At 65.9% G+C, this 12,907-nt stretch carries 14 protein-coding genes and 1 pseudogene; 5 read left to right on the top strand and 10 right to left on the bottom strand.

Translation table 11 applies throughout. From position 1 onward, the window contains the following. The 6 genes from AC1D3B_RS34680 to AC1D3B_RS34655 form a co-directional block, all read right to left on the bottom strand. The coding region (locus AC1D3B_RS34680) for an electron transfer flavoprotein subunit beta/FixA family protein (protein WP_478195204.1) at positions 1 to 620 on the bottom strand (620 nt) is incomplete at its 3' end. A 30-nt stretch (positions 621 to 650) separates the two neighbouring features. Beyond that, complete coding sequence (locus AC1D3B_RS34675) at positions 651 to 1,619, bottom strand: Bug family tripartite tricarboxylate transporter substrate binding protein (RefSeq protein WP_478195203.1); 969 nt, start codon at positions 1,617 to 1,619, stop codon at positions 651 to 653. 68 nt (positions 1,620 to 1,687) lie between these two features. Then, on the bottom strand, positions 1,688 to 2,878 hold the full coding sequence (locus AC1D3B_RS34670) for a CaiB/BaiF CoA transferase family protein (protein WP_478195202.1): 1,191 nt from the start codon (positions 2,876 to 2,878) through the stop codon (positions 1,688 to 1,690). A gap of 10 nt (positions 2,879 to 2,888) precedes the next feature. Further along, complete coding sequence (locus tag AC1D3B_RS34665) at positions 2,889 to 4,043, bottom strand: acyl-CoA dehydrogenase family protein (RefSeq protein WP_478195201.1); 1,155 nt, start codon at positions 4,041 to 4,043, stop codon at positions 2,889 to 2,891. A 155-nt stretch (positions 4,044 to 4,198) separates the two neighbouring features. Beyond that, positions 4,199 to 4,345 carry a hypothetical protein gene (locus tag AC1D3B_RS34660; RefSeq protein ID WP_478195200.1) on the bottom strand — a complete coding sequence of 49 codons (147 nt, stop codon included), beginning with the start codon at positions 4,343 to 4,345 and terminating at the stop codon, positions 4,199 to 4,201. Positions 4,346 to 4,480: 135 nt separating this feature from the next. Continuing rightward, a complete protein-coding gene (locus tag AC1D3B_RS34655; RefSeq protein WP_478195199.1) occupies positions 4,481 to 4,609 on the bottom strand; it encodes a hypothetical protein in 129 nt (42 codons plus the stop codon). A gap of 263 nt (positions 4,610 to 4,872) precedes the next feature. On the opposite strand from AC1D3B_RS34655, the gene AC1D3B_RS34650 reads away from it, so the two are divergent. From AC1D3B_RS34650 to AC1D3B_RS34630, 5 genes are all read left to right on the top strand, one after another. Continuing rightward, positions 4,873 to 5,580, top strand: a complete 708-nt coding sequence (locus AC1D3B_RS34650) for a flavin reductase family protein (protein WP_478195198.1) — start codon at positions 4,873 to 4,875, stop codon at positions 5,578 to 5,580. Positions 5,581 to 5,608: 28 nt separating this feature from the next. Further along, positions 5,609 to 6,790 carry an alpha/beta fold hydrolase gene (locus AC1D3B_RS34645; RefSeq protein ID WP_478195197.1) on the top strand — a complete coding sequence of 394 codons (1,182 nt, stop codon included), beginning with the start codon at positions 5,609 to 5,611 and terminating at the stop codon, positions 6,788 to 6,790. Between the two features lie 47 nt (positions 6,791 to 6,837). Further along, a complete protein-coding gene (locus AC1D3B_RS34640; protein WP_478195196.1) occupies positions 6,838 to 7,731 on the top strand; it encodes an alpha/beta hydrolase in 894 nt (297 codons plus the stop codon). Positions 7,732 to 7,777: 46 nt separating this feature from the next. Continuing rightward, positions 7,778 to 8,563, top strand: a complete 786-nt coding sequence (locus tag AC1D3B_RS34635; protein WP_478195195.1) for an enoyl-CoA hydratase/isomerase family protein — start codon at positions 7,778 to 7,780, stop codon at positions 8,561 to 8,563. Positions 8,564 to 8,669: 106 nt separating this feature from the next. Continuing rightward, positions 8,670 to 9,044: a helicase SNF2 gene (locus tag AC1D3B_RS34630; protein WP_478195194.1), complete on the top strand. Its 375-nt coding sequence runs from the start codon at positions 8,670 to 8,672 to the stop codon at positions 9,042 to 9,044. A gap of 90 nt (positions 9,045 to 9,134) precedes the next feature. On the opposite strand, the gene AC1D3B_RS34625 is transcribed toward AC1D3B_RS34630, so the two are convergent. The 4 genes and pseudogenes from AC1D3B_RS34625 to AC1D3B_RS34610 form a co-directional block, all read right to left on the bottom strand. After that, the gene (locus tag AC1D3B_RS34625) at positions 9,135 to 9,854 is read right to left on the bottom strand and encodes an antibiotic biosynthesis monooxygenase family protein (RefSeq protein ID WP_478195193.1); all 720 of its coding nucleotides are present in this window, start codon (positions 9,852 to 9,854) and stop codon (positions 9,135 to 9,137) included. Between the two features lie 127 nt (positions 9,855 to 9,981). Then, the gene (locus AC1D3B_RS34620; protein ID WP_478195192.1) at positions 9,982 to 10,899 is read right to left on the bottom strand and encodes an AraC family transcriptional regulator; all 918 of its coding nucleotides are present in this window, start codon (positions 10,897 to 10,899) and stop codon (positions 9,982 to 9,984) included. Positions 10,900 to 11,018: 119 nt separating this feature from the next. Next, positions 11,019 to 11,825: a transglutaminase-like domain-containing protein gene (locus tag AC1D3B_RS34615; protein ID WP_478195191.1), complete on the bottom strand. Its 807-nt coding sequence runs from the start codon at positions 11,823 to 11,825 to the stop codon at positions 11,019 to 11,021. 154 nt (positions 11,826 to 11,979) lie between these two features. Beyond that, positions 11,980 to 12,900, bottom strand: a pseudogene (locus AC1D3B_RS34610) (CysB family HTH-type transcriptional regulator); the annotation flags it as partial. Between the last annotated feature and the right edge of the window lie 7 nt (positions 12,901 to 12,907).

Raw genomic sequence — 12,907 nt, 5'->3', positions numbered from 1 at the left:
AGGTCCTCGGGCTTCACGGTGTCGAGCTGCTTCTTCTTGGCCTTCATGATGTTGGGCAAGGTCACGTAGCGCGGCTCGTTCAGGCGCAGGTCGGTGGTGATGACTGCGGGGAGCGACAGAGAGATGGTTTCCAGGCCGCCGTCGACTTCGCGGGTCACGTTGACCTTGTCCCCCGAGACTTCGACCTTCGAGGCAAAGGTGGCTTGGGGAAGATCAGCCAGCGCAGCCAGCATCTGGCCGGTCTGGTTGGCGTCGTCGTCGATCGCCTGCTTGCCGAGGATCACGAGTTGGGGCTGTTCCTTGTCGACCAGCGCTTTCAGCAGCTTGGCAACGGCCAGCGGTTGCAGTTCTTCGGTCGTCTCGACCAGGATGCCGCGATCGGCACCGATGGCCATCGCCGTGCGCAGGGTCTCCTGGCACTTCGCATCGCCGCAGGACACGGCGATGATTTCCGTGGCCACGCCCTTCTCCTTCAATCGAACAGCCTCTTCGACGGCGATCTCGTCGAAGGGGTTCATGCTCATCTTGACGTTGGCGATGTCCACACCGGTGCCGTCGCTCTTGACGCGCACCTTGACGTTGTAGTCGACGACCCGCTTGACGGGGACCAGGATCTTCATTGGTGGTTGCCTCTGTGATGACGTGTAGAACTATTCGGCCGCAAGGTCCTTGACCAGGGGCGCGAAACTCTTGATCTCCTGCCGGATCCGCGCGCCGTAGGCCTCGCTGTCCAGCGGTGCGCTTTCCATGCCCATCGTCACCAGCTTCTGCCGCAGCGCGGGGTCTGCGAGCGCGGTGGTGACGGCCTTGCCGACCTTGTCGATCACGGCTTGGGGCGTGCGGGCCGGTGCCAGTAGGCCGGTATAGACCACGGCGTCGAATCCGGGCACGACCTCGGCGATCGGCATCACGCCTGGCACCAGAGGGGTCGGCGCGGCGGTCGCCACGCCGAGCGCCTTGATCTTGCCGCTGCGGATGTAGTCGTTGGTCGCACCCGAAAGGATCGTCAACTGCGCCTTGACCTCGCCGGTCTGCAGTGCCGTCGTGGTCTGCGCGTTGCCCTGGTAGGGCACCGGCACCATGCGGATGCCGGCCTGGCGCGAGAACAACGCGGTCGCGAGATCACCGTAGGCGCCCTTGCCCACGACCGCGTAGTCGATCGTGCCGGGATGGGCCTTGGCGTACGCGATGAACTGCCCGACGTTGTCCGCTGGCACCGAGGGATGCACCAGCAGCACGGATGGCGCGCTCGACAAGCCGGCCACGGGCGTGAAGCTCTTGACCGGATCGAAGCCCGGGTTCTTCTGCGCGTACGGCGTGATCGCGATCAGGCCGGTATTGACCACCAGCAGCGTGTAGCCATCGGGGGCGGACTCGGCCACGTAACGTGCGGCAATGGCACCCGCGGCACCCGGTCGGTTCTCCACGACCACGGGCTGGCCGAGCGATTTGCCGACCGGCTCCTGCAGCAGGCGCAGCAGCGCATCGGTCACGCCGCCGGCGGCGAACGGCACGACGATGCGGATCGGCTTGTCCGGATAGGGGGCTTGTGCCCAGGCAAGGGGCGCCGCCGCCCAAAGGCAGGCTGCGGCGACAAGGACGGGAATCGATGGCTTCATGTGTGTCTCCAAGGACGTGGCCGCCCTGTTCTTATCTCTCTCTCTCTCTTTTGCCGTCTCGCAAGGCATCAGCCGCCGAGAACACCTGCTTCCTTCAGCCGCGCAATGTCTTCCGCATTCCGGTGCAGCAGTTGTTCAAGGATCGCCGGGCCGTCGGCGCCGAGTGCAGGAATGTGCGCTCGCGGACCCGCGTTGCCGTGGGTCATCCGGAAGGGCGTGCCCGCGACGACGAAGGTGCCTGCGCCGTCGTCCATCTCGCACATCGTTCCGCGCTCGCGCACCGTCGGCAGAGCCATCGTTTCCTTGATGTCGAGGTAGCGCGAACAGGGAACGTGGTGCGCGTCGAGGATGCGCTCGCACTCCTCGGCGGTGTGCTGCATGGCCCACTTCGCCAGTTCGGCCAGGAACTCGTCCCAGTGCTGCTGGCGCCCTCGGCCTGTGGCGAAGCGCGGGTCTTCGAGCCACTCGGGGTGCCCGGTGGCTTCGCACAGCGCCTCGAAGTTGTCCTGGGTGGTGGGCGCCACGACCAGATACCCGTCGCGCGCCGGCGTCGGCTTGTAGACGAAGTGGATCGGCTGCTCGGGGAACTGGGCCTCGCCGACCTCGCAGACCAGCAGGCTGATCATCGCGTCGAGCAGCGACAGGTCGACGTGGTCCCCTTTGCCCGTGCGCTGGCGCTGCACCAGTGCCGCCTGGATGCCGCCGAAGGCGAGCGAGCCGCCCAGAACGTCCGCGACGAAGATGCCGGTGTTGGGCGGCCGGCTGTCGTCGTCCTGGTAGGAGCGAAGGGCGCTGTCGAAGCCCGAGAGGGCATGCAGGGTCGGCGCGTACGCCCCCTTGCCGTCGCCGGACTTGCCCTGGCCGAAGCCCGAGATCGAGCAATAGACCAGGCGCGGATTGATCTCGCTCAGGGTCTCATAGCCGAGCCCGAGGCGCTTCATGACACCCGGGCGGAAGTTCTCCACCACCACGTCGGCTTCCAGGGCCAGCTCATGGATGATGTCGCGCGCCTCGGGGTTCTTGAGATCGAGCACGATGCTGCGCTTGCCACAGTTGAGTGACGCGTAGTAGCTGCTGCGCCCCTCGCGCAGCGGAGGACGGCTGCGGGTCAGGTCGCCCGTCCTGGACTCGATCTTGATGACATCGGCACCGAGATCGGCCATGAGCCGCGTGCAATAGGGCCCCGACATCACGAAGGTGAAGTCGAGCACGCGCAGGCCGGACAATGCGCCCTGGGCGCTCGGAGGAATCGCGGGCATGGGGTGGTGCTCAGCGGAAGCCGAGGGCCCGACGGGCGATCACCATCCGCTGGATCTGGTTGGTGCCCTCGTAGATCTGCAAGACCTTGGCATCGCGCATCATGCGCTCCACGTGGTTGCCGCGCACGTAGCCGTGGCCGCCGAGGATCTGCACCGCGTCGGTCGTGACCTTCATCGCGGTGTCGGTGCAGAAGCACTTGACCATCGAGGCCATTTCCGTGAGGCGATCCGTCTGCCCGGCATCGATCGCACGGGTGCATTTGTAGAGCAGGGCGCGCGCCGCCTCGATCTGGATGTGCATGTCGGCGAGCATGAACTGCAGGCCCTGGAATTCGCCGATCGCCTTGCCGAAGGCCTTGCGCTCCTTGGCATAGGCCACCGCGATGTCGAAGGCGCCCTGCGCCACGCCGAGCGCACTGGCGGCGACCGTCGGACGGTTCAGGTCGAGGATGTGCATGCACGAGAGGAAGCCCTTGCCTTCCTCGCCCATGCGGTTCTCGACCGGTACGCGCACGTTGTCGAAATAGATGTCGGCGTGCGGCGTGCCGCGCTGGCCCATCATCTTCTCGCTCTGGCCGAGCGAGATGCCGGGCGACTTCATGTCGACGATGAAGCAGCTGATGTTGTCCACGCCGCGCTTGGCGGTGTCGCCGGTCTTGGCGAACAGGGTGATGTAGTCGGCCAGCGGCGCCATGGTGATGAAGCACTTCTGGCCGTTGACCACATAGTGGTCACCGTCCCGCACCGCGCTGGTCCGCATCGCGCCGACATCGGACCCGGCATGCGGCTCGGTGATCGCGACGGAGCTCACCACGCCGCCCTTGGCCACCAGCGGCAGCCATTTGCGGCGCTGCGCCTCGGTGCCGAAGTGAAGCAAGGGCAGGACGAAGGAAATGGTGTTCTGGTTGATGAGCTGGGCCCCGGTCATCGACACCTTGGCCACCAGCTCCTTGGCCATGCAGGTCGTCGTGAGGTCGAGCCCGGGGCCGCCGTATTCCTCGGGCACCCTGGCCTGCATGAGGCCCATTTCACCGAAGACCGAGATCAGGTGCTTCGGGAAGGTCTCGGTCTCGTCCATCTGCTGGGCCAGCGGTGCGATCTCCTTGTCGACGACGCGTTGCAGGCTGTCGAGCAGGGCTTCCTGCAGTTCGGTGCGTTCTTCCATGTGTGTCTCCGTGGTGGTGATCGGAGAGGCTGTACAAATGCAAATGCGATGCCCCTCGTTGGAGCCGATGTTGCGGCCTGCCCATGCACACGGAAATAACTGCGCCCGCACATCATCTGTGAAGCGGCTTCACAGACGACACGCCAGATCGGCGACTACGACCGGACGCCGAGCACGGACAGAATGATTGCGGCCAAGGTCAGTCCGATCGGAAGCTGCTCGGCTGCGAGCGCGCGGGCCCTTTCAGCCGACAGCTTCGACGGCTGTACGAGGTTGACTTCGGAATGAAGAGGTGTGGACATGGCAACTCCTGAAAGCGGGCGAGCCCACGGCTCGCAGTGACTCAAAGATAGTCCTCCCACGGGGTGCCGGCACGGACCAGCCGCTGACACGGCGTTTCCGTTTTCGTATCAATCAGCCTTTCCCATCGCGGCGTGCTACCGGAACAGCAGGGCGACGCCGGCGACGATGCCGGCCATCGAAAAGGTCGCCAGCAGGCACGGGAGGATGAAGAGCGCGACGCCGAAGTCCTCGTGATGCGCTTCGATGAATTTCCAGAGCTTCATTTCGATCTCCTTGGCGGGTCCTTGCGGGATCCTCGAGGTGACTCTAGGCGGCAACCGCCTCGCCATCCAGACGGCGCACTGAAACGGACCTTTGCGCGAACCGGAACGATCCACGCGCACGCGACGCCGCACGGCCGCGTTTCCCCCGGAACTTTTGACGAAACTGAAATGGCGCATTGGGCCGATCCGTCTTACTCCGCAGAGAAGCGATTCCTAGAATTTCCCTACACATCGCGGTACACATCGCGGCAAAGGAGCCTTACATGATCATCGATCCCTCGACCCTGAATGCGACTTCGAACTACAAGCTGCTGATCGGGTCGATCCTGCCGCGTGCCATCGGCTGGATCAGCACGCAGTCGCGCAGCGGCGTGGCGAACCTCGCACCGATCTCCTTCTTCACGGCGGTCGGGCGCATGCCGCCCGTCGTCTCCATCTCGCTGCAGCCGCGCTCCGACGGCGTCACGCTGAAGGACACCTTCGTCAACATCCGCGACACGGGCGAGTTCGTGGTGAACATGGTCACGTTGCCATTGGCGCATGCGATGCACCGCAGCGCCTTCGAGTTCGACTCGGGCGTCGACGAATTCAACGCGATCGGCCTCGAGAAGGACGCATCGGTCGTCGTTGCGGTGCCTCGCGTGAAGGACGCGCCCATCTCGCTGGAGTGCAAGCTCGAGCGGATCATTCCGATGGGCGACACGGACTACGTGGTGTTCGGTGAAGTGGTCCGCTTCCATATCCGCGACGACGTCTACATGGAGGGCGGCCGCATCGACACCGGCGCCCTGCAAGCGGTGGGCCGCCTGGCCGCCGAGTACACGCTCGTGCACAACGCATTCACGACGCCGCTCGACGAAGAGCTTCTCGCCACCTTCCGGGGCAAGCGGGCCGGCCGCCTCGATGGGCAGCCGGACGGCTATTCGCCGATCGATTCGAAAGAGTGGTCCGCCTCTGGCGCGACGCGTTGATTCCCGACACCCCTCACAGGAGAACCTCATGACCTTGATCCCCAAGGCGGCGGCGGACGCCGGCCGCCAGCCCTCGCTCGTCTTCATCCACGGCTTTCTCGACGGCGCGGCTGTCTGGGACGACGTCGTCCGCGTGCTCGGTGAGCGTGCGGAGGACGCGCTGTGCGTGGACCTCCCCGGCATGGGCGCCCGTGCCGACGAGCGCGCACCGAACAGCCTCGCCGGCCTCGCCGAAGATGTCGCACGGCAGGTGCGTGCCCTGGACAGGCCCGTGGTCCTCGTGGGGCAGAGCATGGGGGCGCAAGTGGCCGAGATGGTCGCGGGCGATCTGGCCTCGCAAGTCCGCGCGCTGGTCCTGCTGACGCCTGTGCCGCTGGCCGGCACCGGTCTTCCCGACGAGGTGATGAAGACGTTCCGCGCGCTCGGCGGCAACCCGGTCGCGCAGCGCGATCTGCGCCGCCACCTCTCGGTCCACCTCGATGGCGATCGACTCGAGAGGCTGGCCCGTCTGGGTGATCCCGTGGAGCCCGCCTCCGTCTGCACGTTCGCCGACCTCTGGAACCGCGGCGACGAACTCGGCGCAACCCACACCCGCTACGGCGGGCCTGTGCTCATCGTTCGCGGTGAAGGGGATTCCTTCGTGACGGCGGAGATCGTCGAGAAGGCCGTGGCACCTCGTTTCGAGGATCCCGCCGTGGCCTGCATCGGCAACGCCGGTCACTGGCCGCACGTGGAGCAACCGGAAGCTTTTGCCAGGGTGCTCGGGGAGTTCCTCTCGACCCTCGACGACAGCGCCGGCGCAGCCGCCGCGCCACAAGGCTGGACGCGCGCATTCGAGCAGAAGTCGTCATCCGCCTTCGCCGACGCATTCGATGCGGACATCGTGCTCGAGGCGAGCGCGCTGGTCAGCCCCATTGCCGGCGCCGAACAGGTCAAGACCGTCATGGGGGCGGCCAGCCAGATCTACGAGGCGCTCGCCTTCACGCACCAGACGACCAGCGGTCTGCGCAGCTACCTCGAATGGGAGGCCCGGGCCTTCGGCGGCGTGAAGCTCAGCGGCATCACGGTTCTCACCCGGAACGAGCAGGGAAAGATCGTCCATGCCGCCATTCACCATCGGCCGCTCGGCGGTGCGCTCAAGTTCTCGGCTGAGCTCGGGCGGCGCCTTCAGGGCAAGGTCGAACCGGGCCACTTCTTCAGCGCCGACTGAATCGGCCACTTGCTTACTTACTTCTCTACTTGCTCAGGAGTTCAGGAATGATCAAACGTACCGATGTGGAATTCGAAGTCGACGGCGGTGTCAAGCTTCGCGGCTGGCTCTTCGTGCCGCCTGGCGAAGGTCGTCGCCCGGCCATCACGATGGCCCACGGCTATGCCGGAGTGAAGGAGCAGGGCATCGAGCGCTTCGCCAAGGCCTTTGCGGATGCGGGCTTCGTGGTGCTGCTGCATGATCACCGCGGCTTCGGCGCCAGCGAGGGCCTGCCGCGCCAGGACGTGGACCCGTGGCGGCAGGTCGCCGATTGGCGGCGTGCCATCAGCTATCTCGAAAGCCTCGATGTCGTCGACCCGAAACGCATCGGCCTCTGGGGCACCAGCTACGCCGGCGGCCATGCGATCGTGCTCGGCGCCACCGACCGCCGCTTGAAGTGCGTCGTGGCCCAGGTGCCAACCATCAGCGGCTACGAGCAGGGCTTGCGTCGCATTCCACCGGAGAACGTGGCGGCGATCGAAGAGATGTTCGCCGACGACGACCGTGCGCAGCTGCGCGGCGAGCCGCCGCGGCGCCAGGCGGTCGTGAGCGACGACCCGGGCACCCCGGCCTCCTACCGTGCGAGGGACGCCATCGATTTCTATCTGCAGCCCGTGCCGCCCGGCGCCTGGGAAAACAACGTGACAGTGCGCTCGACCCGTGCGGCGCGCATGTACGAACCCGGCCAATGGATCACGCGCGTGTCGCCGACACCGCTGCTGATGGTGGCGGCCATGCGCGACACCATCACGTTGACCGACCTCGAGCTGGCGGCCTATGAACGCGCGCTGCAGCCCAAGCGCCTGGTCACCATCGAGGGCGGCCACTTCGACCCCTACCTGTCCCAGTTCCACGTCTCCAGCGCCGCTGCCGTCGAGTGGTTCGAGCAGCACCTGGGCTGATGCGCAGCAACGTCCCCCAATATTTCCAACATCCAAGGATCGTCCCATGTCCCACCTGACCTACAGCATCGACGAGATCGCCACCATCGTGCTGGACCGCCCGCCGCAGAACCGCATCGACGACCAGATGGTCAACGAGCTGGCCGAGGCGGTCGCCGCCATCGAACGCAGCGGCGCGCGTGCCGTGCTGGTTCGAAACGAAGGCGAGAACTTCAGCTTCGGCGGCGACATCACGAACTGGCCCGAGGCGAGCATCCAGGAACTGCGCGAGCGCTTCGGCTACTACATGTCGGTCTTCAACCGCTTCGAGCGCATGCCCATGCCGGTCATCGCGGCGGTGCAGGGGCTGTGCTTCGGCGGCGGTCTCGAGCTCGCACTGCGTGCGGACATGATCATTGCCGGCGAGTCGTCGACCTTCGGGCACCCCGAGCAGTCACTGGGCATCGTCACGGTGCTGGGCGGCATCTATCGGGTCGCGGAGCGCGCCGGACGCTCTCGCGCGGCCGAGTGGGCCTTGACCTCGGAAAGGGTGCCGGCGGCCACGATGGAGCGCTTCGGCGTCGTCAATCGCGTGGTCCCGGATGCGCAGCTTCTGCAGGAGGCGCGCGCGTTCGCGCAGAAGGTTGCCCAAGGCCCGACACGGGCGTATGCCGCCCACAAGGCGCTGCTGCGTGCGTGGGCCGTAGGTGGCGTGTCGGCAGCCGACGATGCGATGCTCGATATCGCGATGCCGCTGTTCGAGACGGACGACGTCCGGCGCGGTCTGAAGTCGGCGGTCGATGCGCTGAAGGCGGGCAAGCCGCGGCCGGTTCTGGATTTCAAGGGGCGCTGAGCGGCGTCTCAAAAGAGGTGCGAAAACGCACATCCACCAACCTCCTTGCCGGCGCAAACTTCATCCCACACCAACCCGTTCCAATCACTTGAAGGAATCCACGACCATGAACACCGCTTCCAAGCTCCTCTCCGGTTTTGCGCTCGCGATCCTCGCTGCCGCCGGCGTCCATGCAGAAACCTATGACGGCGTCGTCAAGGTCACATCGACCCAGAGCCGTGCCGCAGTTCGCACCGAAGGGGTGGTCGCCGCACGCAGTGGCGACCAGTTTGGCGATGCAGCCGGGCAAGGCGTCGCGACCGTCGCCAGTTCGGTCGACCGTGCATCGGTTCGCTCGCAGGCCTCTGTGGCCGCTCACAGCGCGAATCCGTACGCTGAAGGCTACGGCCAAGGCGTGACGCGCGTCGAGTCGGGCGTCGACCGCGCCAATGTTCGCCTCCAGGCCCGTGCGGCCGCGCACGGCGATCGCCTTCCGCTCTGAATCGCGGCGCCTTGGAGAAAGCCGGGTCAGCCCGGCTTTTCTTCGTCCTCAGTGCGCCGTGCCGCGCTGCGGGGGCCGTGTCGTGACTCATCAGGGATGCCCTTCAAGCGTCCATTCGCGTTGCAGTCGGTCGCTACGCAGACGATCGCGTTCCTCGTTTTCGACAACCGCGATGAAGGTGTCGTTGCTGACCTGCCCAAGTTGCTTCAGAGACTCGAGGGCGTTGGATTGCTGCCAGGCTCGAAGGGCAGCGGGGGAGGACCAGTGCGTGATGAGCGAGTAGAGCGTGCCGCTCGCCGCAGGCGTGATTTCCACGGGGCCGACGAACTGGTACGGCTGAGGCTCGTATTCGCCGGTCAGCGTCTCGAATCGCTGGGCCCCGGCCTCGCCCAGTCCGGAGAGCGTCGACTTGATCGATGCCAGTTGCGCTTCGTCCAGGGGCGAGTCGCAGATCAGGCGGGTCTCGCACATGAGGCGATCACCGAGCGTTTCGCCCGGAAGCGCGGCGCGCCACTTGCGAAGATAGACAGCGGTCCAGAACTTGGCATAGGCCATCCGCTGAACAGCCTGGTGTCCCGAATGCCGATGCCACGCATCCATCTGGGCCTTGCTCTCGAAGCGAACGCCGAAATAGAGCCAGGTGGAATCGGCAATCAAGCCGCCCTGGACGGAGATGAATCCGGGCTGGCTTGCGCCAACCGGCACCATCCTGCCCTGGACGGCGAAAAAATCCGCCTCTTTGCCAGGAATGATCTTGAAGCCCGCTTCCAGCACGGTGAGCGCGTCGTCTTGGGCGTTGGGTGATTTCATCGCGTTGCCTTTCCAGGTTGCCGGGGCATGTCGCCCCATGGCCATCGTGCGCAATGCAACGCCTCACCAAAAGTACAGTTTCGGAAGCAAAAGCCGTTTTGCGAAAAGCTGAGGCGGCTCCCGGCAACTAGTGCCGCTGGCGTGCCCGGCGAAGCGTCATGGCCGGCGTCTCGCCGAAGGCCGCCTTGTACGCAGAGCTGAATCGGCCCATGTGCGAGAAGCCGTGCGAAAGCGCCACCTCGGTGACGGAGGTGGCGGCCGTGCCGGCGTTGAGGGCACTGCGTGCAGCTTCGAGTCGAAGAAGGCGCAGACAGGAGGAGGGCGAGGTGTTGCGCGCTTCGCGAAAACCCAGTTGCAGGCTGCGAACACTGACACCGAGCTCGGCCGCGACGGCGGAGACAGTCGTGCCCTCTGCAGCGCGATCACGGAAGATGCCCTCCGCGGCCAGCACCAGGCGCGGCGCCGCCGCCCTGGCCGGGTGCGAGAGCAACTCGGAGCAATTGTGCGTGTGACCATGCAGGAGCAGTGACAACAGGAACTCGTCCAGCGAATCCAGGGCGGCCTGCGGGACCGGCATGCCCAAGGTGCCGACGGAGGCGGCGACGCGCATGGTGTCCTGCCACACTCGCTCGAAGTCCGGCGACAGCGGATGCAACACGAAGCGCAGCGGCGCATCGAGCGGGTGGCCAAGCCAACGCGCGCAAAGATCCTCGAGGCGAGCAATCTCCACCCGCAAGGAGCTTTGGGCGAACTGGCGATCGAACAGGAGCGTGGTGTCGAGCCCGGGCGAAAGCGGCATCGTCTGCCCGGCGCGCCACATGGACGCCTGTCGCCCCTGGACCACGCTGGCGGCACCCGAGGCCGCGGACATCATCAGGAGCAGGTCCGGAAAGTTTCCGGCATCGATCCGGACCGGCGTCGAATAGCTCAGCTTCACCACCGGTTGCGCGCTGCCATGGACCACTTCCAGGGTCGCCTCGACATCACGGACCGGACCCTGCGGGACCACTGTGTGTGCGCAGTAGACGCGGCCGACTGCACTCATGGCCTCATCCAGGTCGCGCGTTCTCAGGACCTCAGTTTCCACGGCTCACCTTCGGCAGAATGGTCTGGTCGAGCCATTCTAGGATTTCACGGCCGGGATGCGGTGCGCTGCGCTTGTGGTCACTGAACCTCGTCGCACCAGACCTTGAATCCGTCCAGCTCGTTGGGGCCGAAGGTGCTCGACAACGCGACGTCGCTGGCGTCGCGCCCTTGCGCAATCAGCACGCGGCCGATGCGGGGCACGTTGTTGCGCGCATCGAAGGTGTACCAGCGGTCACCCAGGAAAGCCTCGAACCAACCCGCAAAGTCCATCGTGCCGTACGGCGGCAGGGTCCCGACATCGCCGAGGTAGCCGGTGCAATAGCGGGCCGGGATGTTCAGGCAGCGGCAGAGGGTGATCGCCAGGTGCGCGTAGTCGCGGCACACGCCTTGCCCTTCCTTGAAGGCTTCGAAGGCCGAACGGGTGCGCCGCGCGTGCTGGTAGCCGAACTCGATGTGCTGGTGCACGAAATCGCACACCGCCTGCACGCGGCCCCAGCCGGTCGGTCCGCTCCCGAAGCGCTGCCACGCAAAATCGGACAGCAGGTCGGTTTCGCAGTAGCGGCTGCCCAGCAGGTAGAGCAGGGTGGTCTCGGGCAGGTACTCCACGGGCGTTTGCGGCGCCGAGGGCATGACGACGTCCGGCGCGCCGCTGTCGTGGATCACGGTGTCCGTACTCAGGACGAAGCGGCCCGCGGGTGCGACCAGGCGCGTGCACCAGTTGCCGAACAGGTCGCGGTACGCTGTCGTGGGTACGGAAGGCTTCGTGACCAGATGGTCCGGGCGCAGGAGATCCGAGGCGCGCGAGTAATGGATGCTGAGGGTCAGGATCATCGGCGTCGGCCGGGGAAGCTGGTAGGCGATCTCAAAACCGAGCTGGATGTTCATCCGCCCATGATGCGCCTGGATTCGCACTTCTGGAGAGGCTGCCCGAATGGTTCACAAAATTCCCTCGCCGCGCGCCGCTCGTGCTCGGTGCATGGGCGAGCAGTTGCGCGAGCGCCGACGAGGGCAGTGACTCGCTCTGGCTCTCAACCTCCGCTGCGCCGCTGGCGAGTGCCTCTTCCACTGCAGGCCGCGTCAGGGTGGGCGCGAAGGCTTCGATGAACGCGTAGACGAAGGTGCGCAGATAGACGCCGCGCCGCACGGCCAGCTTGGTCAGGTTGATGCCGAAGAGGTGGCCCGCATCGACCGCGCGCAAGCGGATGTCGCGCTCGGCTTCGAAGGCGATGCCCGCGACGATGCCGACACCCATGCCAAGTTCGACGTAGGTCTTGATGACGTCGGCGTCCATCGCGGTGATGGCGAGATCGGGCTTGAGACCGGCTTCGGCGAAAGCCCGGTCGATGCGCGTGCGGCCGGTGAAGCCGCTGTCGTAGGTGACGAGCGGGTAGGCGGCCAGGCGCTCGATGGTCAGTGCCCCGTCGAGCAAGGGGTGGCCGGGCGGCGCAATCACCGAATGGGTCCAGCGGAAGCTCGGCAGTGCGACAAGTTGCGGGTAGTCGCTCAATGCTTCCGTGGCGATACCTACGTCGGCCTCGCCGTCGAGCAGCATTTGCGCAATCTGCTTGGGCGAGCCCTGGCGCAGGTGCAATTGCACGTTGGGAAACCTTGCGCGGAACTCCTGCACGGCAATCGGCAACGCGTAGCGCGCTTGCGAGTGCGTCGCGGCGATGGAGAGCAGGCCTGCCTCCTGCGAAAGAAAGTCTTGTCCGGCCTGGCGCAGGTTCTGGCTCTCGAGCAGCACGCGTTCGATGATGGGCAGCAGATGGTCGCCCGGCGCCGTCAGGCCCGTCAGCCGCTTGCCGGCACGCGCGAACAGCGCAATGCCCAGTTCGTCTTCGAGTTCGCGGATCTGTCGGCTGACGCCCGGCTGCGAGGTGTGCAGCACGTGGGCGGCTTCGGTGAGATTGAAGCCGCATCGAACGGCTTCGCGCACGGAGCGCAACTGTTGGAAATTCATGGAGCCC

This window comes from Variovorax sp. P5_A3, from assembly GCF_056400665.1.
This window is presented reverse-complemented; position numbering and strand designations above follow the sequence as displayed.